The organism is Modestobacter marinus, assembly GCF_019799945.1.
Taxonomy (GTDB): Bacteria; Actinomycetota; Actinomycetes; order Mycobacteriales; family Geodermatophilaceae; genus Modestobacter; species Modestobacter marinus_B.
The window spans coordinates 59,524-80,442 of record NZ_JABGCH010000002.1 but is presented as its reverse complement, the minus strand read 5'-3'; the positions used below and the strand labels follow the sequence as shown (position 1 = coordinate 80,442).

Genomic DNA, 20,919 nt, shown 5'->3' with positions numbered 1-20,919 from the left:
GCAAGGGACCGGGCGACGACGCGGAACTCATCGGTGGCTCACAGCCGCCGGTCGAGAGCTGCCGCGGTCCGGCCGGGAGCCAGCCGCGCACCGGCGGTGGGCCCAGGGTCAGACCGCGCCCCCGAGGGCCGGCCCGGAGTCGGCGAGGAAGGCCTCCAGCGTCCCGGCCGGCCGTCCCGTCGCCCGTTCGACCGTGTCAGTCACGCCCGCGAAGACGCCGGCCTGCACGCGCTCGAACGTGAGCGCGGAGAGCTCGCGCTCGAAGCCCTCGGTACCGGCCACCGTGTCGTCGATCGTCACCTCCCGGTGGACGACACGGCGCCCCGCGGCGCGGGAGAGCAGCTCCGCCGTCCGCGGCAGCGAGAGGCTCTCCGGCCCGGAGAGCTCGTACACCTGACCGGGATGCCCCTCGCCGAGCAGGGCACGCTCGGCCACCGCGGCGATGTCCCGGGCGTCGATCCAGGCCACGCTCGCGCCACCGCTCGCGAACGGCAGCTCGCCGGTGTCCACGAGCTGGTCGCGGTAGTAGCGCGGGTCGGTGAAGACCTGCATGAACCAGCTCGGCCGCAGGATCGTCCAGGTCCGGCCGCTGCCGCGTACCGCGCGCTCGACCCGCAACGCCCACCCGTCGGGGGCGATCTGGTCGGCGTCGCGCTCGGACAGCAGGACGACGTGGGTCCGGGGTGGCGTCGCGTCGAGGAACCCGCTGATCAGCTCCGGCGCATCCGCGCGATCGGGCCGGACGACGTACACCGCGTCGATGCCGTCGGCCGCCGCGTACCAGCTGGACGGGTGGTCCCACGAGAAGCCGGTCGGCCGCACGCCGGCGACGTCGACCGTGGCCGGACGGCTGCTGCCGCCGAGCACCTCGACGCCGGGGCGGGCGGCGAGCAGCTCGGCCAGCGGGACACCCGTCTTGCCCCGCACTCCGGTCACCAGGATGCGTGTCACGGCAGTTCCGCGGTGCTCGGACGCGTCACGACGACGAACCCTCCGGTCGCTCGAGGACTGGTACAGGCGGGCTCATGTGAGCACGGCCGCCCGCGCGGATCAACCGAGCTCGGGAAAAGACGGCGTGAGCCCCAGCGGGCCACGGCCGGCGCCGTCCACTCCCGTGGTCCTCGTCAGCCCACCAAGGACTCAGGGCCGAAGCGGCCCGGGCGATGAAGGCCGCGAGCGCGAGATGGACCAGGTTCAGCAGCACGAGCGTGGACTGGCCGAGGCGGGCATGAGTGATCATCGCGCCGACCATGAGCAGGACCCAGCAGCCGGCCGTCACCGGCACCATGACCGGTGCGATGTCGACGACGGCCGGCAGGATCAGGCCGACTGCGGCCAGCAGCTCGAGCACCCCTGCAGAGTCTGCTCGACGTGCTCGCGCCCGAGGTCGTTCTCATCAGCGACGGCGGCGGTGTCAGGCAGGCCGAGCCCCGGCCGGTCACCGGCGCCGACAAGGCGGCCCGCTTCATCATCGGCGGCCTCGGCAAGGCCCGGGTCGCGCGCACCGGGGAGCCCACCGTGGTCAACGGCAACTCGGCGCTCGTCCTCCGCGTGGACGGCGAGATCGACGGCGTCCTGGCGAACCAGGTCGGGGACGCTCGCATCAGCGGCCTCTATCACGTCCGCAACCCCGTGAAGCTGACCCGCATCGCAGCCGAGACCGCGCTCACCCTGCGAGGAAGGGCGCCGGTTCGCCGGCCGAAGGTGTGGTCGTGTCAGGTCCTCTGGAAGTCGATGATCTGTCGCAGCGCGCTGCCGTCTGCCAGGTGGTCCATGGCGACGTTGATGTCCTCGAGGGGGATCGTGGCGGACACCAGCGCCTCGACCGGGAGACGTCCCTGGCGCCACAGGTCGGCGAACACGGGGATGTCGCGCCTGGGAACGGCGGAGCCGAGATAGCTGCCGATGATCGATCGCCCGCCGGCGACCAGCGCGAGGGGGGAGATGGACGAGCGGGCGTCCGCAGGGGGGAGCCCGACGGTGACGGTCCGTCCCCCGGCGTCGGTGATGTGGACGGCGGTCTCGAACGCGCGGGCGTTCCCGGCGGCCTCGATGACGACGTCCGCTCTCACTCCGGCCTCGAGCGCGTCGGCGGGCGTATAGGTCTCGGCGGCGCCCAAGCCGGTGGCCTGGGCCAGCTTGTCCTGGACACCGTCGATGCCGATCACCTGCAGGTCGTCTGACGCGAGCGCGGTGATGAGGGCAGCCATTCCGACGCCGCCGAGTCCCACGACGGCGACACGCTGGCCAGGTTGCGGTCGGCCGGCATTGATGACCGCGCCCCCTCCGGTGAGCACGGCGCAGCCGAGCAGAGAGGCGACGGCCGGCGGGATGTCATGGTCGACAGGGACCACCGAACGGCGGTCGACGACCGCGTGGGTGGCGAACCCTGAGACGCCGAGATGGTGATGAACTGCCTCGCCGCCCCGGTGCAGACGGATGGCGCCGTCCATCAGCGTCCCCTTCTCGTTGGTCGCGCTTCCCGCTATGCAGGGCCGGATCCCATCGGTGAGGCAGCCCGCGCAGACGCCGCAGCGCGGGAGGAAGGTCATGACGACCCTGGTCCCGACCGGCACGTCGTCGACGTCCGACCCCGCGGCCTCGACGATGCCTGCGGCTTCGTGACCGAGCAGCATCGGTACGGGACGGCGCCGGTTCCCGTCGACCACCGACAGGTCCGAGTGACAGATGCCCGCAGCCTCCATGCGGACCAGCACCTCGTTGCGACCCGGGTCGTCCAGGTCGAGCTCATCGATGGTGAGCGGGGTGCTGACGGCGAACGGGCGGTCGTCACCCATCCGCTCCAGTACTGCTCCACGGATCTTCACGGACTCTCCTTGGCTGTTCGGCTGACGCAGAGTGCGGGTGGCTGTGGAGCGCGGTTCCGCCGGCCGAGCTCGTAACGGGTCAGACGCCGGATCGGGCGGGCGGGCTGCACGGCGCGGATCACGGGGGAGCGGCGCACTCCGCACGTGGTCGGCCTTCCGGAACCGGAACCGTGAGATCTTGCCGGATCCGGTCCGTAGGACCTGGTTCACCTCGACGGTCCTGGCGGGAACCGCGGAGAAGGCCAGCTTTCCGTGCAGCGGTCAGGATCGCATCAGGGTCCAGGACATGGCCCGGGTCGACAACGCGGCGGGGCTGGCAGATGCGCACCACCGCTGTGCGGCTTGGAGCCCCACGCCACGGTCGGCGACACATTGTCCGGCGGGCACGGCGCGCCGCTTGCTGATCGGCGCGGCCGGCTGGGTGAACGCACCCGCCTGGTCACGACAAGCAGATGGGCGTCGATCGCTCGCCTCGTGTGCGAAGCTGCAGGCGTCGGCGGCCTCCTGTGTGCGGGGGCGCCAGGGAGGTGCCTGGTGAGTGCCGAGGTGGACATGCGTCGGCTCCGGGCCGACGACTTGCGCTATCTGCTCGCGGTTGCGAACACCGGTCGCCTGACGGCGGCTGCCGACGCTCTGGGCGTGGACCACACCACTGTCTCGCGGCGGATCAAGGTCCTCGAGAAGGTGCTCAAGGTGCGGCTGCTCGAGAGGGGCGCCGACGGCTGGGAGCTGACCGAGGTCGGCCGTGCCGTGGCCGAGCCGGCGCGGCCGATCCAGGAGGCCGTCGAGCGCGCTGCGCTCGCGGCTTCCGGCGCCTCCGACGACGCGGTGGCCGGCAACTTCCGGATCACCGCGCCCGATGGGTTCGGGACCCTGTTCGTCGTGCCGGCACTCCAGCGACTGCGTGAGCGGCACCCCAACCTCAACATCGAGTTGATCACCGCGACCCGGAACCTGATCCTCCACCAATCCGGATTCGACCTCGCGGTTGCTGTCGGCGAGCCCGCGACCGGTCGGCTGTTCGCCGAGAAGCTGGCGGACTACTCGCTCCACCTCTTTGCCAGCGCCGCGTACCTGGAGCGCCACGACGTCCCGACGTCGGTGGAGGACCTCCGTCGGCACACCGTCGTCTTCTACGTCGACTCGTTGCTCCAGGTCGGCGACCTCGACCTCACCCAGCACCTGCCCGGGGTCATGGCCCGGTTCGCCTCGACGAACATCTTCGCTCAGCTCGAGGCGGTGCGGGTGGGAGCGGGGATCGGCATCCTGCCGACCTTCCTCGCCTCGCGTGCGCCGGAACTGCAGCGCGTCGACGTCGGAGTCCCGCCCCTGCGGCTCGCCTTCACGCTGGCAGCACGGCGCGACAGCACGTCGCGCCCGGCGGTGCGTGCGGTGCGCCAGGCCCTCCACGAGGAGGTACGGCTCCGGCGCCGCGAGCTGGACTGATCCCTGCGCAGCTGCTGCCACTGGGCTCCGGAGGCCTGCGCTTCTGCACACATGGTCTGTGTTGTTGGTCCTTGGCCACTCGAACAGCGGCTCTCACGATGAGGCATCTGACATCGAGGAGCAGCCGGTGGGCGACCGCCGGCGGCCGAAGGAGTGGGTCATGAGCAACGTCGCCTGGATCGGGCTGGGTCACATGGGCATCCCCATGTCGAAGCACTTCGTCGACGCGGGGCACGAGGTGCGCGGCGTCGACATCGAGGAGAGCGCCCGGGCCCGAGCCCGCGAGAACGGCGTCGAGATCGTGGACTCCGTCCGCGAGGCGGTGCACGACGTCGACGTCGTCTGCACGATGCTGCCCTCGGGGAAGCAGGTGACGGAGGTGCTGACCGGTCCGGACGGCGCGTTCGCGCACATGCCCGCAGGCGCGGTCGCGGTCGACTTCTCCACCACCGGGATCGAGACCGCCGAGGCGCTCGGTGCGCAGGCACGCGAGCAGGGCGTCGGTTTCGTCGACGCCCCGGTCTCGGGCGGCGTGATCGGAGCCGAGAAGGGTGACCTGGCACTGATGCTCGGCGGCGATGGCGAGCACGTCACGGCGGTCGAGCGCTTCACGAAGTTGGTCGGCGAGTACATCGTCCATGTCGGCCCGAGCGGGCGCGGGCAGGCCATGAAGGTCGTCAACAACGCGATGATGGGCGTCGGGATGGCGGTGTCCTGTGAGGCCTCGGTGCTCGCACAGCGTCTCGGGCTGGACCCGCAGGTCTTCTACGACATGGTCCTGCGTTCGTCGGGGGACAACTGGGCGTTCCGCAACTGGTTTCCGCTGCCCGGCGTCGTCGCGACCTCCCCGGCCTCCCACGGCTACGAGGCCGGCTTCATGGTCGACCTGGTCGCGAAGGACCTCCGGCTGGCCGTCGAGCTCGGCACCGAGCACGACGTGACGATGGCGACCTCCCAGACTGCCTTCGAGCTCTTCCGCCGGACATCTGAGGCCGGCGCCGGCACGCGTGACCTCACCGCGCTCGCACTCGAGCTCGGCGCGAAGGTCGACCCGCCCGCTGCCGGCTGAACGGTCCGTCCGGCGGGCGGCCGCCCACTGACGGCCCGCCACGACCGCCGTCGTCGCGGAGGTGTCCCTTCGCGACGGCCGGTCCGGCACGGAAAGGCGTCCTCTTCGTCGTTCGCACCTCAGGAGACCCACCATGGCGCTGTTCGCCCTGATCTATCGCTACATCGACGACCCCGACGCCGTCTCGCAGCACCGTCCCGAGCACCGGGCCTATCTGAGGTCACTGTCGGATGGCGGGCAACTGCTCCTGGCGGGGCCCCTGGGGGAGCCCGGACCGGCGGGTGGCCTGCTCGTGCTCGACGTGGAGTCGGCTGAGCGGGTGCAGCAGATCGCCGACGACGACCCCTTCCACGCCCACGGCGTGGTCGCCGAACGAACGGTCCACCTGTGGACCCTGTCGATCGGCGCCGACCGCTTCCCTGGGCGTCCCGCCGGCGGGTGACCGGACGCTGAAGGCCAGGCGGAAGAGGTCGTAGTGGGTGACGGCCTTCGCGGCGTTCGTCGCGGCAGACCTGGCTGACGTGGACCTCGCTGTCGGTGAGCACACTCGGACGCTGGTGTCGTGGCCGGCGCCTGGCGGTCGTGGACAGCCGTACAGCACACCCGGTCGTACACGCGCGACCACGCTCAGTTCCTGTGCGTTCCTGCACAGGGACTGTTCCAACTCGGTGCTTGTCCGCCTACGTGGCCTCGCTCACTGTTGCGAGGCAGCAGTCGGACCACGAAGGCCCGACGGACGACCCACAAGGAGCACGCCATGGCCCCAGTCACCTGGATCGGGTTCGGTCAGCTGGGCTGGCCGACGGTCACCGACCTCTGGGCCGCAGGCCGAACGGCCCCCGGCATGGAGATCGCCTCGGACGTCGAGTTCGCGCAGCTCGTGGGAGGTGTCCGCTGATGACCGCCACCGACACCAAGCGCTCGCGGCCCTCGACGAAGGTCATCGTGGCCTCCACCGCCGGCACGGTGGTCGAGTGGTACGACTTCTTCATCTACGCGACCGCCGCCGCGCTGGTCTTCGGCACTGTGTTCTTCCCCAACACCGGATCTGAACTGACCGGCATCATCGCCGCACTGGGGACCTACGCCGTCGGCTTCGTTGCCCGGCCGATCGGTGGGGTGATCTTCGGCCACTTCGGTGACAAGCTCGGCCGGAAGAAGCTCCTGCAGCTGAGTCTCCTGATCATCGGCCTCGCGACGGTCGGCATCGGCCTGCTCCCCACCTACCAGCAGGTCGGGATCTGGGCTCCCGCGATGCTCGTGGCGCTGCGCTTCGCCCAGGGTTTCGCCCTCGGCGGGGAGTGGGGCGGCGCCGTTCTCCTCGTCAGCGAACACGGTGGTGCCGACCGCCGGGGGCTGTGGTCCAGCTTCCCGCAAGCCGCGGTGCCCGCCGGCAACATCCTCGCAACCGCGGTGCTGGCTGTTCTGTCCGTGACCCTGACCGAGGATCAGTTCCTGTCCTGGGGCTGGCGGGTCGCCTTCATCGCCTCCGCTGTCCTCGTCCTGCTCGGCTACTACATCCGCACGAAGATCGAGGACGCACCGATCTACAAGGAGGCCATGGCCAAGGCCGCTGCCCGGCACGAGGAGATCTCCCCGTTCAGGGAGGTCGTCCGTGACCACAAGCGCGAACTCCTGGTGGCCATGGGGCTGCGGGTGGCCGAGAACATCCAGTACTACATGGTGGTCTCCTTCTCCATCACCTACCTCAGCGTCGTGGTGGGGACGGACACCTCCCGGATCCTCGGGCTCATGCTGATCGCGCACGCCGTCCACCTCTTCGCCGTGCCGTTCTTCGGCTACCTCTCCGACCGCATCGGCCGCAAGCCGGTGATCGCCGCCGGGCTGGCGACGGCAGCGGTGTGGGCGGTGGTGGCCTTCCGGGTGCTCGACTCCGACCGCACATTCGCCATCGTGGCGATCCTCACCGTGGGGTTGATCGCCCAGGGCCTCATGTACGGCCCCCAGGCCGCTTTCATGTCCGAGATGTTCCCCACCCGGATGCGCTACACCGGGATCTCGATCGGCGCCCAGGTGACCGCGGTCTTCGCCGGCGCCCTCGCCCCCATCGTCGCCGGCAGCCTCCTCGCGGCCTACGGCAACTCCACCCCGATCACGATCTACCTGCTGGTGGCGATCGTCATCAGTGGCATCGCGCTGGTGAAGGCCCGGGAGACAAGCGGGCTCGACTACGCCACCCTCGACGCCAGGCTCGGGGACCCGCTGACGACTCCCGGTCAGGCCGACATCTCCCGCCCGGCCAGCTGACCAGCCTCACCCAGCTCTCACAGGAGAAGATCATGACTGAACAGATTGCCCTGACTCCGCCTGCCGACACCACCTCCCCTCCGACCCGGCTGATGCTCGTCGGCGGCACGTGGGTCGAAGCCGTCGACGGCGACTGGCGGGACATCGTCAGCCCCGGGCACCGGGGCAAGGTCCTGGCCCGCGTTCCCCGCGGCACCGGCACCGACGTCGACCTGGCGGTCTCCGCGGCGCGGGCGGCGTTCCCCGCCTGGCGCGACCAGCACTTCACGGCCCGTCAGCGGGTACTGCTCAAGATCGCCGACGCCATCGAGGCTCGCGCCGAAGAACTCGCCGAGGTGACCGCCGTGGACACCGGGAACGCCCTGCGGACCCAGGCGCGCCCGGAGGTGGCCACCCTCGTCGATCTGTTCCGCTACTTCGGCGGCGTCGCAGGGGAGGTGAAGGGCACCACACTGCCCGCCGGGGCCGCGCAGCTCCAGTACACCCGTCTGGAACCGCTCGGCGTCGTCGGCGCGATCCTGCCCTGGAACTCGCCCCTGATGATCGCCGGGTTCAAGGTCCCGGCCGCCCTCGCCGCGGGGAACACCATCGTGCTGAAGGCCGCGGAGGACGCTCCGCTGTCCGTCCTCCTGATGGCCGAGATCTGCGAGGAGTTCCTGCCACCCGGCGTCCTGAACGTGGTGACCGGTACCGGCCGGACCGCGGGCAACGCGCTGGTCGAGCATCCCGGGGTCGACAAGATCTCCTTCACCGGCTCGACCGAGGTGGGGCGTGGCATCGCCGGCCGGGCGGGGGAACGGCTGGTCCACGTCTCGCTGGAGCTGGGCGGCAAGAACCCGTCGATCGTCTTCCCCGGTGCGGTGACGGACGACCTGATCAACGGTCTCCTGCTGTCGTCGCGGGTGACCCGTCAGGGTCAGAGCTGCACGGCCGGCACTCGACTCTTCCTCCACCGCGACGTCCACGACGAGGTGCTCGACCGGCTCGCGACCCGGCTCGGCGAGCTGAAGGTCGGCGACCCGCTGGACGAGGCCAGCGACATCGGCGCCGTCATCAACGAGACCCAGTTCAACTCGATCCAGGAGTACCTGGAGGAGGGGTTGGCCAACGACTCGCTCAAGGTCGAGCAGGGCGGTCTCCCGCCCTCCGACGGCCCGCTCACCGAGGGCTTCTTCCACGTCCCGACGCTCTTCTCCGGTGGGAACAACGAGTTCCGCCTCGCCCGGGAGGAGATCTTCGGCCCCGTGGTCGTCGCGATCCCCTGGACCGACGTCGACGACGTCGTCCGCATGGCCAACGACTCCGCCTACGGACTGGCGGCCTACGTCTGGAGCCAGGACATCGATCAGGCGATCACCACAGCCCACCGCCTCGAGGCCGGCTGGGTGCAGGTCAACCAGGGCGGAGGCCAGGTCGTCGGCCAGTCCTACGGCGGCTACAAGCAGAGTGGCATCGGCCGAGAGGTGTCCCTCGAGGGCATGCTCGCCGGCTTCACCCAGACCAAGCAGATCAACGTGCGGCTCGGACATGGAGGAACCACGACCCCGCCTGCCACCACCAAGACAGGGTCCTGACCATGCAGGCCATCACCGTGACCGCGTTCGCCGGTCCCGGAGTTGGCACGCCGGCCGGGCCACCGCTTCCGACCCTGCACCGCTAACTGGGCGTGTGGATGCGACCGAGGGCCGTATCCCTCCGGCAGAAAGCGATGAGCGGCCATGGGCCGGCGGCCGGTCACGTCCGTGCCGTTCCGGCACGCCTGCCTCGGGGCATGATCCGCCCGTTCCGCGGCATGGCCGAGAAGGGGCAGTCACTGACTCGGCCGAGCCCGCAAGGGGGGGTCCGGCCCTGTCAGACGTCGCCCACCTGCCACCTCCGTGAAGGGCGCCGGGTGGGGCCGGTGGTAGGCCGGTCCTACGGCGGCTACGAGCAGAGCGGCTGGGCCGAGGTCTTGCTCGACGCATGCTCGCCGGCTCCACGAAGACCAAGCCGATGAGCCGTCCGACCGCCGACGGAGCAGTCTCGCAGAACGAACCGACCATCAAGTGAGAGAAGGAATGACATGCGTGCCATCACTGTGAGCTCCTTCGGCGGACCTGAGGTCTTCGAGGTCACCGAGCGGGAGCGCCCGTCCGCTGGACCGGGGCAGGTCCTCGTCGACGTGTCGGTCGCCGGCGTCAACTACATGGACGTCTACCAGCGCAACGGCGCGACGCCGGTGAAGGCGCCCTTCGCGGCCGGCGTGGAGGGCGTCGGCGTCGTCGCCGAGGTCGGCTCGGGCGTGAGCGACCTGACCGTGGGTCAGCGGGTCGGTTGGTTCTCCGGGGGGCAGGGCTCCTTCGCCGACTCCGTCGTCGTGGAGGCCGCCCGAGCAGTGGTCATCCCCGATGACGTCGGTGACGAGGTCGCGGTCACGGCGCTGATGCAGGGCGTCACCGCCCACTACCTGGCCACCGACGCCTATGCGGTCCAGCCGGGTGACACCGTCCTCGTCCACGCCGCCGCGGGTGGCGTGGGCCAGTTGCTCACCCAGATCGTGCGGATCCGGGGAGGCAAGGTCATCGGCACGGTGTCCACGGAGGAGAAGGCCGCAGCCGCGCGCGCTGCCGGAGCCGAGCACGTGCTCACGTACGACGACTTCGCCGAGCAGGCCCGCCGGCTGACCGACGGACTGGGGGTCGCCGCCGTCTACGACGGGGTGGGCGCGACGACGTTCGACGGCAGTCTTGCCGCTCTCCGCACGCGCGGCACCCTCCTCATCTACGGAACGGCCAGCGGCCCCACCCCGCCGTTGGAGATCCCCCGCCTCAACACGGGTGGCTCCCTGTACGTCACGCGGCCGTCGATCGCGCACTACGCCGCTTCCACCGATGAACTCCGGCGCCGCACCGACGAGGTCTTCTCGTGGATCGCCAAGGGCGAGCTCACCGTCACCATCGGCGGGCGGTACCCGATGTCCGACGTCGTGCAGGCGTTCACCGCCCTGGAGTCCCGCCGGACCACCGGAAAGCTCGTGCTCGTCCCCTGATCGGCAGCCGGTCGGTGCCGCCCCGACTCATCCGGGGTGCCACCGCCCCAGCAGTAGCGGTTCCGGATCGGAGTGCTCCGCGTGGACCAGTGCGAGCGAGCGACACCAGGGCGCCGGTCGACGACGGACACCAGCCGCCCAGCTCGACGGATGGGATGACAGTGATGCGTGCAGCCATGATCTCGGCATTCGAGGGACCACGAGCGGTGACGGTGGACGACGTCCCGACCCCGGAGCCCGCTGCCGGCGCCGTGACCATCGACGTCCAGTACGCCGGCGTCACCTTTCCTGATGTGCTGCAGACACGGGGTCTGTACCAACTGCGCCCCGACCTCCCGTTCACACCCGGATGGGAGGTGGCTGGAGTCGTGCGAGAGGACGCTGGAGCCTTCAGGCGGGGTGACCGCGTCGCTGCGATGCCCGTCGTCGGCGGCTTCGCCGAAACGGTCAACGTCGTCCCGGACATGGTCTTCCCCGTCCCGGACGACGTCTCCTTGGACGTCGCGGCCGCACTGCCCCTGAACTACCTGACCGCAGACTTCGCGCTCCGCCGGCGCGGAGGGCTGCGGGCGGGGGAGTGCGTGCTCGTCCACGGTGCAGGCGGCGGCGTCGGCACGGCCAGCTGTCAGATGGCTGCCGCGCTGGGGGCCCGCGTCATCGCGGTCGTCTCGACTGCGGAGAAGGCCGAGCGGGCCGAGCAGGCGGGCGCCCACGACGTGGTCATGGCCGACGGCTTCCTGGAACGGGTTCGGGAGCTGACCGATGGACGTGGGGTCGACCTCGTGGTCGATCCGGTCGGAGGGGATCGCTTCCTCGACTCCCTCCGATCGATGAGGCCGGAAGGTCGCCTGCTCGTCATCGGCTTCGCGGGCGGCGGCATCCCGACGGTCAAGATCAACCGACTCCTGCTGACCAACACCAGCGTCATCGGCGTCGCCGTCGCGGAGTTCTGGAGGGTCGAACCTGCCTTTGCCCGGTCACAGTGGGACGCGATCATGCCGCGCGTGCGCGCCGGGGAGTTGGCCCCGGTCGTGGGGAACCGCTACCCCCTCTCCGACATCAGTCAGGCCCTGCAGGACGTCGACGAGCGGCGCTCCGCGGGAAAGGCACTCATCGAGGTCCGGCAGCGACCGTGAGACGAGCCGGGGCACCGGCGGCCGGACGAGCCGGCTGCCGGTGCCCCGGGGAGTGCGGAGGTGCGAGGTGCTCAGCCCCGCGCGGCGAGCACCCGCTCGTGCTCCACGGTGTCCAGGTCGGTCAGCGACGCGCCCTTGGTCTCCCGGTAGAGCAGGGCACCGATGACGCTGATCACACCCATGAGAGAGATGTAGATCGCGACGTTGGTCCAGTCGAAGTCCGGCTCCGTACCCAGCAGCGCGACACCGATCAGCGGAGCCACCGATCCGGTGGCGATGCTGGTCAGCTGGGCGCCGATGGAGACCCCGGTGTAGCGGATGGACGTCGGGAACAGCTCGGCGAACATCGCCGGCTGCAGGGCGTACATCAGCCCGTGCACGATCAGCCCGGCGGTGATCGCCAGCACCGTCAGCGTGACGTTGACGCGACCACCCATGTTCTCGTCCCACAGCGAGAAGGCGAACCACGGGTACCCCACCATGAGCAGGGCGCCGGTCAGGTAGAGCGGCTTGCGGCCGAACCGGTCGCCCCAGGCACCGACCAGCGGGATCCAGAACATGTGCACGAAGTGCCCGATGAGCACGTAGGCGAGGATCCGGAGGGTGTCCACGCCGATGAGCCTCAGGTAGGTGATCGAGAACGTGACCACGATGTAGTACAGGACGTTCTCGCCGGCCCGCAGCATCATCGCGGTCAGCACCTGCCGGGGGTAGGCCTTGAACACGGTGACGAGGGCGAGCTTCTCCGGCGGCTCGGTGTCGGCCCGCTCCCGGGCCTGCACGAACACCGGAGCGTCCTCGACGCTGCGCCGGATGTACCAGCCGACGAACACGATCACCGCGGACAGCCAGAAGGCGACCCGCCAGCCCCAGGACAGGAACGCCTCGTCGTCGAGCAGGGCGTACAGGCTCAGCAGGACGACGGTGGCGATGAAGTTGCCCAGCGGGACGCCGGACTGCGGGAAGGACGACCAGAAGGCGCGCTTGCTGTTGGGGGAGTGCTCGGCGACCAGCAGGACGGCGCCGCCCCACTCACCGCCGACCGCGAAGCCCTGGATGAACCGCAGGATGACCAGCAGCAGCGGCGCCAGGAAGCCGATCTGCGCGTAGCTGGGCAGGCAGCCCATGAGGAAGGTCGCGACGCCGACCAGCACGATCGACAGCTGGAGCAGCTTCTTGCGGCCCAACTTGTCGCCGAAGTGGCCGAACACCAGGCCGCCGAGCGGGCGGGCGGCAAAGCCGACGGCGTAGGTGGAGAAGGCGTAGATCAGGCCGGTCCTGGCCGTCTCGCCGGGGAAGAAGACCGCCGGGAAGACCAGCGTCGCGGCCGTGGCGTAGATGAAGAACTCGTACCACTCGACCACGGTGCCGGCCATGGAGGCGGTGACGACCTTGCGGAGCTGTGTGTTGTTGCTGGCCTCGTCGGCCTTGTGGTTGGTAGCAGCGCCCATCGTGTTCTTCCAATCGTCGGTGATGGGGGGGTAGGCGTCCGTGCGTTACGTCAGCTGTCCGACGGCGTCTCCAGCGTGCCGTCGACCTTGGTGACCAGGACGCTGCAGTCCTTGTCGGCCAGCCCGGCGTCCAGCAGCGAGGCCATGGCGTCGCGAGCCTGGGTGACGAACGGCAGGGGGGTCCCGGTCGACTCGCCGGCGTTGACCGCCAGCCCGAGGTCCTTGTGCAGCAGCGCCACGGAGAACCCGCCCTCGAAGTCGCGATTGACCGCGGCGCTCTCGACGACGCCTGGCGACGGGTACCAGGTGCGCAGCACCCAGGAGTCCCCGGAGGACGTGGACGCGATCGAGTGGAAGACCTTGGGGTCCAGGCCCAGCCGCTCCGACAGGACGGCGCCCTCGCAGGTCACGCCGAGGATGACGCCGCACATCATGTTGTTGACGATCTTGGCGGCCTGGCCGTTGCCGGCGTCGCCGGCATGCACCACCTTGCCGCCCAGCACCTCCAGCAGGGTCCGGACCTCCTCCAGGTCCTCCGCCCGGCCACCGACCATGATCGTCAGCGTGCCGCCGGCCGCGCCGGACACCCCGCCGGACACGGGTGCGTCGAGGAACCGGGCGCCGGCCTTGCGGACCGTCTCGTGCAGCTCGCGGGCCACGTCGATGTCGATCGTCGACTCGTCGACGATCAGGGCGCCCGCCTTGATGTTCGCCAGGACGCCGTCCGGGGAGGTGAGGACCTCCCGGACGTGCTCGCCCTTCGGCAGCATCGTGAAGACGACGTCGGCGTCCCGTACCGCCTCCGCCACGCTGCCGACGACCTGGACGCCCCGCTCGGCGGCCGCGGCGGCGGCTCGCTCGCTGAGGTCGAAACCGCGCACCGGTGTTCCGGCGTCGACCAGGTTGGCCGCCATCGGGCCGCCCATGTTGCCCAGTCCGATCCACGCCACGTTCATCTGGACTCCTCCGCTTCGTCGGGGACTCGCCGGGGTGTGACGCAGTTCGCGTCGACACGCCGGTGCTGCACCATCGCACACCGGTCGGCGGTGTGCTCGACCACCGTCAGGGGGCGCCCACGTCGGCCTTGCCGCTGGTGGCCTCCCGCGGCTTGGCCGGGCGGGGGCTGAGCTTGACGTTGATCTGCTTGATGTGGGTGAAGCCCTCGAGCATCCCCTCGAGGGAGAACTCGCGACCGATGCCCGACCCCTTGACCCCGCCGTAGGACTGGCCGACCACCTGTCCGCCGCCCTGGTTGACCTGGACCCAGCCGGACTCGATCCGGGCGGCGGCGGTGAGCGCCCGGTCCAGGTCGTGGCACCAGACGTAGGCGGCGAGGCCGTAGGAGCTGTCGTTGGCCATCGCCAGCACCTCGTCCTCGTCCCGCCACGGGATGACGACCATGACCGGGCCGAAGATCTCCTCCTGGGCCAGCCGCCAGCTGTTGTCGGCGCGCGAGAACGCCGTGGGGCCCAGGTAGAGGCCGTCCAACCCGGCAGGGACCTGCTCCGAGCCGTCCAGCGCCACGGTCACGTCGGCGCGCTCCTTGCCGTCGGCGACGTAGGAGCTGACCCGGTCGAACTGCTCCTGGCTGATCAGCGCGCCCATGTCGGTCGCCTCGTCCAGCGGGTCGCCGACCACGAGCTGCTCGAGTGGTGCGTCGACCGACATGGATGTCCCTCTCCGTTGGGGGTGATGCTCCTGCGCGTTCATCGGGTCCGGCGGGAGGTCCACGCCCGCCTGCGCGCACGTCCGTGCGCTGCCGCACACCCTGCAGGTTCCTGAGCTGTCTGCTCGGAGCCTCCTACGGCGGCCGGTCACCGGCAAACCGGCGCGACCGGGGTGGCCCCGACCGCCGTCATCGGGACCGGTGTCCGCACGTCACCGCGCCTGCCGCAGAAAGTCGGGGAATCGCGTATCTCACGGCCCGCAGGGGCCTCTTCTGTTCAGACGTCACGACCACGTTCGCTCACGGCTGGAGGAGGCGTCGGGATGATGAGGACGGCACTCCCGCGAGCGGCCGGATCGATCGACACGCCTCTGTCTGCGCGCGCGGCCGCCACGCAACGTCGGTGCAGGGGGCCGGCACCGGCTCCTGGCGGTTCTCATCCGGCCGGGCCGACCGCACACCGGCTTCTCGAGATGCGCCACGAGGTCGCGGCCACCCGTGCCTGTCGAGGCACGGTGGGCGAAGGCGGGACCGGGCTCGTCGTCATCGGGATGCCGGCCGACGGACTGCGGCGTGCCCCAGTGCCGCTGGGTCTGCTGGTCATTCACCTGGCCCAGGTGCACGATGCACCAGCAGACCAAGACCCGAGGCAGGGGAGTGGACCTCCGATGACGACCCCGGAGCCAGATGAGGACGAGCGGCTCCTGCAGGAGCTGCGTGCGGCAGTCCGATCGGCCGGCGCACCGACACCGGGGATGTTGGCGGCTGCGCAGGCCGCCTACTCCTGGCGCACGGTCGACGCCGAGCTCGCCGCCTTGACGCACGACTCGCTCACCGACACGTCGGCCCTCGTCCGCGGCGGCCTGGCGGGACCCCGGACGCTGGTCTTCGAGAGCGACAGCATGTCGGTCGAACTCGAGCAGACGGAGGAGGGCCTGGTCGGTCAGCTCGTCCCACCGGCCGACGGCGAGGTGACCCTCCAGGGTCCGCAGGGTGAACTCGGGCATGCCAGCGTGGACGAGCTGGGCTGCTTCTGCTTCGACCGGACGCCGCACGGCACGGTCCGGCTGCACTGCCGGACCTCCTCGGGTGTCGTGGTCACCCACTGGGTGCGTCTCTGACCGCAGGTCCCGGGTCGTCCCGGTCTACTCGGCGGCGGCTCCACGGGGCCCGTCGAGGAGCCGGATGAACCGTGGGTCCGCGCCCGGCCCCAGCTGCTGAGCCGTCGCCCCGTCGCGCTCCTCCAGGATCTGCTGCCATGCGCGCCGCGCCGACACGGACCCCGGCTTCGTCCTGGCCGCGATGGCCCCGCTGACGAGGGCAGCGGCGAACGAGGTGCCGGACCACTCGGCACAGCCCTCGAACCTCCGGACATCCGCACTTCCCGGGGTGATGGCCACGTCCACCTCGCCGTCGAGGTAGGTGCTCGCCACTCGTACTCCATGCGTCACGACATCGATCCACGGCACCCCCTGCGGAGTGAAGGAGGCACGGACTCCCTGGTCGTCGGCGGCGCCGACTGCGATCACGTCGTCGAGTGCCGCCGGCCAGGACGGTCGGCGCCGGTCGGCGGCCGTCAGGCGGGGACGCCCGTTCTCCTCGGGAGGGACCGCATCCTCTCGGGAAGGGGTCTCCCCGGCGTCGCCGTGGTTGCCGGCGGCGGCCACGACCACGATGTCCGGGTCCAGTCGGTCGATCGCCGTGGCCAGGGCCAAGGGCGGCTGGTTGTCCTCGGTGAAGCAGCCCAGAGACAGGTTCAGGACGTCCAGTCCGGTCCGCCCGAGTTCGACGATCTTCGTCGCGACGGCCCACGACGTCGCGGTGCCGTCGTCCTTGAGTACCCGGCGGAACTCCACCACGCAGCCGGGCGCCAGGCGCAGGACCAGCCCCGTCACGAAGGTCCCGTGCCCGGCCAGAGCCGGATACGGGGAGGGGAGCTGCAAGAGGTCCGTGCCCGGACCCACCCAGCCGCCGGCGAGCCACGGATGGGGGGAGATCGAGGTGTCCAGCACCCCGACCCGCACGCCCACACCGGGCTCCGGCCCCCGGCGTTCCGGCTCCGGTCGCCACGTCGCGGCCGCCGGGTCGTCGACGGAGTGCGAGATGTGTCCGCCGCCGCCCTCCACGTTCCCGACCAGCCGGTTCTTGCCAAGCGTCGGCGTCCACCCCGCGTACCGCCCGGCGAAGACGGCGCGCAGCCCCCGGAGGAAACGGTCCAGATCGCTGGCGGGGGTGTCCCCGGAGTGCGACGGATCGGCCCCCGCGGCGTCCGCCCTTGCTCCGGGCTGTGACTCCACCGTCTTCGCGGCCCCGCTCACATCGGGGACTTGGAGGAGCGCGAGGCCCAGGTCGTCGCTGTGAGCCCGATCGGCGAATCCGATCTGCAGTTCGTCCAGCAGCCGGCGCACCTCGCCGACGTGCTCCAGGGCCACGACGAGGTTCCCGTCGTCCTCGTGGTCGCGCGTGCTGTCTGGTTCGACCGAGTCCATGGGTTCCCCGTCCGATGGTTCTCGTTGAGTGCGGGAAGTGTCGCGGTCCGTGGGCGTGGGGAGAAGCCGCCGGGGTCGGAACCCGTTGACTCGCGATGGCCGGGGGCGGACCGTCGCTGTGTGGCTTCCGTGCGTGACCTCCCCACGGGCACCATGGCCGCTGCCGAGGCGGACCTGCAGGCCTCGGCGGTCAGGGCGCTGCAGTTGGCCCGGCTACGGCCCACGGACGCACGAGCGATCGGCGAGTCCGTCCTGGAACCGGCTCGGCGCAGTGGTGCCTGGGAGGTCGTCAGCATGGTGGAGCGTGCCCTGGGCATCGCCGCCATGAACCTCAGCGAGATCGAGGCCGCCCTGACCCATCTGCGTGCCGCCGTGGCGGCGGGCCGGCGGGCCGGCGCACGCCACGCGGTCGGCGAGGCACGGATGAGCCTGGCCTCGGCCCTGGTCCTGCGCGGACAGGCCGGCCACGCATTGAGGGAGATGGAAGCGGCGCTCCCGGACCTGGAGGGAGTGCAAGCGGCCCGGGCCCGCGTCCAGCGAGCTGCGATCCTGCAGGAACTCGGTCGGGACGACGCCGCCCTGGACGAGCTGCGCCGCGGCCTGCCGGTGCTCCGGCAGGCCGGGGAGGTCGAGTGGGCCGCCCGCGCGCTGTCCAACCGTAGCCTGATCCACGCCGGCCGCCGGGCCTTCGCCGCCGCCGAGGCCGACCTCATGGACGCCCGCCGGCTCTGCCTCGACCACGATCTGGACCTGCTGGCCGCCTTCGCCGAGCAGAACCTCGGTTGGGTCAAGGCCAGTCGCGGAGACGTCCCGGCCTCCTTGCGGCACTACGACGCGGCGGACGAGCGCTACCGCCGGCACGGGCTGGTCGAGGCGTCGCTGTTGGTGGATCGCGCGGAGGTGCTGCTGTCGGTGCGTCTCCTGGACGAGGCGCGGGCCACCGCCGAGGCGGCCGTGGACGCCTACCGGCGGCAGAAGCGGAACGTCCACCTGCCCGAGGCGCAGTTGCTGTTGTCGACCGTGGCCCTGGTCCAGGGGGACACCGTCGTGGCCGGGGACAGCGCCATTGCGGCCATTCGTGGCTTCCGCCGGCTGGGCCGGACCAACTCGCTGGCCCTGGCCCGGTATGCCCATCTCCAGGCCGTGGTGGCTGCCGATCCGGACTCGGGGGACCCGGCACGGGCGGCGCGCGTCTCCGACGAACTGGCGGCGGTGGGCTGGAAGATCCCGGCGTTGGAGGCCAGGGTCCTGGCGGGACGGATCGCCTTGGGCCAGGGCCGGCGCGCCACGGCCGCGAAGCACCTGTCGATGGCCAGCCGAGCGCGGTTCGCCGGCCCGGCCGACGCCCGCGCTCGCGCATGGCTCGCTGAGGGGCTCCTCCGCCGGGCCGACGGGCGACGGAGCGCCGCCCTCTCGGCCCTGCGGGCCGGCCTGCGCGTGGTGCAGGACCACCAGGCGACCCTCGGCGCCACGGAACTGAGAGCGCACGTGAGCGTGTTGCGCGGTGCGCTGGCGCGGTGGGGACTGCGCATGGCGCTCGAGGACCACGATCCCCGGCGTGCCCTCTGGTGGGCCGAGCGGGGACGGGCGAGCGCGCTGCAGACCCGGCCCGCCCAGCCACCGGAGAACCCGGAACTGGCGCGCGACCTGGCGGATCTGCGTTCCACCGTGGCCGAGATCGAGCAGACCCGCTCCGAGGGCCGTTCCGCTGACGCGCTCGTCCAGCGCCAGGTGCTGCTGGAGCGGCGCGTCCGTGACCGCTGCCGGACGTTGAACGCGGCTGCCGGAGACCAGCCGCGGCGGCTGGGCGAGTCCGTGGCCGATCTGATCGCGCCCCTGGGCGACGCTGCACTTGTCGAGTACGTCGAGGTGGACGGGCACGTCCACGCCGTGACGGTGGCCGATGGGCGAGTCCGCCTCCACGCACTGGGAGCGGCGGATGCGGTCCCGCAGACACTGGCGCACGTCCCGTTCGCGCTGCACCGGCTGGCCGAGCGCCGGGTGGCTCGGGCCGGCCGGGAGGCGGCCGCCGCGGCCGTGCTGCGCCGCGCGGCAACCGTCATCGACGACCTGCTCCTCCGTCCGCTGCAGCGCGAGGTGGGCGACCGCCCGCTGATCGTCGTGCCGACCGGAGCTCTCCAGTCCCTCCCGTGGTCCCTGCTGCCGTCATGCCGGGGACGGCCCACCACGGTCAGCCCTTCGGCCACGATCTGGCATCAGGCCGTCACGCGCCCGCCGCCCTCTGCCCAGGCGTCCGTCGTCGTGGTCGCCGGTCCGGGCCTCCCCGGCGCGGTGACGGAGGCTGCCGCGGTCGCAGAGCTCCATCCGCACGCGACGCTCCTGTCGGGGCATGCGGCGACCGCCTCGGCGGTGACAGCCTGCGTGGACGGCGCCGCCCTCCTGCACCTGGCGGCTCACGGGAACGTGCGGTCGGACAACGCGCTCTTCTCCTCGGTGACGCTGGCGGACGGTCCGTTGACCGTCTACGAGCTCGAGCGGCTGACCCGCGCGCCCCACCACGTCGTCCTCGCCGCGTGCGACACCGGCCGGCCGCACATGGTCGCAGGTGAGGAGGTCCTCGGTTTCGGGGCCGCGCTCCTCGGAGGAGGAACGGCCACACTCGTCGCACCGGTCGTTCCCGTTCCCGACGCGGCCACGGTGCCCCTCATGCGGGCCTACCACGAGTTCCTGCGGGCTGGACGCGCGCCGTGCGAGGCGCTGGCGGCCGCCCAGGCGGACCTGGACCCCGAGGACACCGTGTCGTGGGCGGCCGCGGCCGCGTTCATCTGCCTGGGCGCGGGTTAGGGCCGTCGATCGCGGCCATGCGCGGTCTCAGGCGGTCGGGCAGGCGGGGCGGACACCAGCTGCCAGGGGACTGCCGTGTCCCGGGCAGTTCGCCGAGGCCTCGAGGAACAGGTCGAGGAGCGCATCGATCCGCGCGTGGCACTGGGCGACCAGAGCACGGTTCACCCCGCAGTCACGTTCCGCCAGGTGGCGTCGGGCATCGGCGAGTTCGACGCAGACCCCGGACAGGTCCAGGAGGATCTCGCTCCCGAGGGTGTCCTGGACGATGGTCATGGCAGCTCCTACCGGACGTGGACGGCATGTCGGGACGGCCACCGCCGGTGGGGCGAGCGCTCGGGGTCCCGGCGGTGGAGGTGCGGTTCGCGATCCCGTGCAAGCACGAGGCGGCGGCGCTCCTCCTGGCAGCTGAGCGCGCTGCGGATCTCACCGGTCCCGCTGAGCTGGTCGTTCACGGCGGCCTCGGCGGGATGTGCTGGCTGGCGCGCCGGACCGCCCTGCACCACCCCTGGCGCGTTGCCGTACGTCTTGGAGGAGTGCGGTCGCGCCTGGCAGATACATCCGCGGTGAGGGCCGGTCACCGCGGTGGAGGGGGCCGATCCCCATCGCGCGACGATCGACGTCCGATCGACGTCCGATCGGCTCCGGCGGGCACGTCGGCGTCCCCTGTCGCGAGGGGCTGTGACGGCGTCGTGACGCCGGTCCGGGATCCTCGGGACGCGCGGGGGAGAGCCAT

General features: G+C 71.3%; 19 protein-coding genes. 10 read left to right on the top strand and 9 right to left on the bottom strand.

The genetic code is table 11. The annotated features are described in order from the left end of the window. Positions 1 to 108 precede the first annotated feature (108 nt). From HK417_RS02295 to HK417_RS02280, 4 genes are all read right to left on the bottom strand, one after another. On the bottom strand, positions 109 to 951 hold the full coding sequence (locus HK417_RS02295; protein ID WP_222262897.1) for an NmrA family NAD(P)-binding protein: 843 nt from the start codon (positions 949 to 951) through the stop codon (positions 109 to 111). 25 nt (positions 952 to 976) lie between these two features. Next, entirely contained in the window at positions 977 to 1,351 is a 375-nt protein-coding gene (locus tag HK417_RS02290; protein ID WP_222262896.1) for a DoxX family protein, read from the bottom strand. Next, positions 1,321 to 1,620 carry a hypothetical protein gene (locus tag HK417_RS02285; protein WP_222262894.1) on the bottom strand — a complete coding sequence of 100 codons (300 nt, stop codon included), beginning with the start codon at positions 1,618 to 1,620 and terminating at the stop codon, positions 1,321 to 1,323. The genes HK417_RS02290 and HK417_RS02285 overlap by 31 nt, the downstream gene beginning before the upstream one ends. Positions 1,621 to 1,715: 95 nt before the next feature. Beyond that, positions 1,716 to 2,828 (bottom strand): alcohol dehydrogenase catalytic domain-containing protein, encoded by a 1,113-nt coding sequence (locus HK417_RS02280; protein WP_222262892.1) that lies wholly within the window; start codon positions 2,826 to 2,828, stop codon positions 1,716 to 1,718. A gap of 534 nt (positions 2,829 to 3,362) precedes the next feature. On the opposite strand from HK417_RS02280, the gene HK417_RS02275 reads away from it, so the two are divergent. The 8 genes from HK417_RS02275 to HK417_RS02240 all read left to right on the top strand — a co-directional run bounded on the left by HK417_RS02275 (position 3,363) and on the right by HK417_RS02240 (position 11,775). Then, on the top strand, positions 3,363 to 4,274 hold the full coding sequence (locus HK417_RS02275; protein WP_222262890.1) for a LysR family transcriptional regulator: 912 nt from the start codon (positions 3,363 to 3,365) through the stop codon (positions 4,272 to 4,274). Continuing rightward, complete coding sequence (locus HK417_RS02270) at positions 4,216 to 5,343, top strand: NAD(P)-dependent oxidoreductase (protein ID WP_308123328.1); 1,128 nt, start codon at positions 4,216 to 4,218, stop codon at positions 5,341 to 5,343. Before HK417_RS02275 ends, HK417_RS02270 begins: the two co-directional genes overlap by 59 nt. 133 nt (positions 5,344 to 5,476) lie before the next feature. After that, a complete protein-coding gene (locus HK417_RS02265) occupies positions 5,477 to 5,785 on the top strand; it encodes a YciI family protein (protein ID WP_222262886.1) in 309 nt (102 codons plus the stop codon). A gap of 315 nt (positions 5,786 to 6,100) precedes the next feature. Next, positions 6,101 to 6,241, top strand: coding sequence for a hypothetical protein (locus HK417_RS02260; RefSeq protein WP_222262883.1), 141 nt, complete (start codon positions 6,101 to 6,103; stop codon positions 6,239 to 6,241). After that, positions 6,241 to 7,611 carry an MFS transporter gene (locus HK417_RS02255; protein WP_222262882.1) on the top strand — a complete coding sequence of 457 codons (1,371 nt, stop codon included), beginning with the start codon at positions 6,241 to 6,243 and terminating at the stop codon, positions 7,609 to 7,611. The genes HK417_RS02260 and HK417_RS02255 overlap by 1 nt, the downstream gene beginning before the upstream one ends. A gap of 32 nt (positions 7,612 to 7,643) precedes the next feature. After that, positions 7,644 to 9,185 (top strand): aldehyde dehydrogenase family protein, encoded by a 1,542-nt coding sequence (locus HK417_RS02250; RefSeq protein WP_222262880.1) that lies wholly within the window; start codon positions 7,644 to 7,646, stop codon positions 9,183 to 9,185. Positions 9,186 to 9,673: 488 nt separating this feature from the next. Continuing rightward, positions 9,674 to 10,639: a quinone oxidoreductase family protein gene (locus HK417_RS02245; protein WP_222262878.1), complete on the top strand. Its 966-nt coding sequence runs from the start codon at positions 9,674 to 9,676 to the stop codon at positions 10,637 to 10,639. 251 nt (positions 10,640 to 10,890) lie between these two features. Next, the gene (locus HK417_RS02240) at positions 10,891 to 11,775 is read left to right on the top strand and encodes an NADPH:quinone oxidoreductase family protein (protein WP_308123327.1); all 885 of its coding nucleotides are present in this window, start codon (positions 10,891 to 10,893) and stop codon (positions 11,773 to 11,775) included. A 71-nt stretch (positions 11,776 to 11,846) separates the two neighbouring features. On the opposite strand, the gene HK417_RS02235 is transcribed toward HK417_RS02240, so the two are convergent. From HK417_RS02235 to HK417_RS02225, 3 genes are all read right to left on the bottom strand, one after another. Further along, positions 11,847 to 13,226, bottom strand: a complete 1,380-nt coding sequence (locus HK417_RS02235) for an MFS transporter (protein ID WP_222262875.1) — start codon at positions 13,224 to 13,226, stop codon at positions 11,847 to 11,849. A gap of 50 nt (positions 13,227 to 13,276) precedes the next feature. Further along, entirely contained in the window at positions 13,277 to 14,182 is a 906-nt protein-coding gene (mmsB, locus tag HK417_RS02230; protein WP_222262872.1) for a 3-hydroxyisobutyrate dehydrogenase, read from the bottom strand. Positions 14,183 to 14,288: 106 nt separating this feature from the next. Next, entirely contained in the window at positions 14,289 to 14,894 is a 606-nt protein-coding gene (locus HK417_RS02225) for an aldehyde dehydrogenase family protein (protein ID WP_222262870.1), read from the bottom strand. 666 nt (positions 14,895 to 15,560) lie between these two features. Here HK417_RS02225 and HK417_RS02220 point away from each other — a divergent pair. Continuing rightward, positions 15,561 to 16,013, top strand: a complete 453-nt coding sequence (locus tag HK417_RS02220) for a hypothetical protein (protein ID WP_222262868.1) — start codon at positions 15,561 to 15,563, stop codon at positions 16,011 to 16,013. Between the two features lie 24 nt (positions 16,014 to 16,037). Here the strand turns inward: HK417_RS02220 and HK417_RS02215 are convergent, their stop codons facing one another. Further along, a complete protein-coding gene (locus HK417_RS02215) occupies positions 16,038 to 17,381 on the bottom strand; it encodes a S8 family peptidase (protein WP_222262866.1) in 1,344 nt (447 codons plus the stop codon). A gap of 120 nt (positions 17,382 to 17,501) precedes the next feature. Here HK417_RS02215 and HK417_RS26050 point away from each other — a divergent pair, with 120 nt between their 5' ends. Then, positions 17,502 to 20,186: a CHAT domain-containing protein gene (locus HK417_RS26050; protein WP_222262864.1), complete on the top strand. Its 2,685-nt coding sequence runs from the start codon at positions 17,502 to 17,504 to the stop codon at positions 20,184 to 20,186. Positions 20,187 to 20,213: 27 nt separating this feature from the next. On the opposite strand, the gene HK417_RS02205 is transcribed toward HK417_RS26050, so the two are convergent. After that, entirely contained in the window at positions 20,214 to 20,459 is a 246-nt protein-coding gene (locus HK417_RS02205) for a hypothetical protein (RefSeq protein WP_222262862.1), read from the bottom strand. Positions 20,460 to 20,919 lie beyond the last annotated feature (460 nt).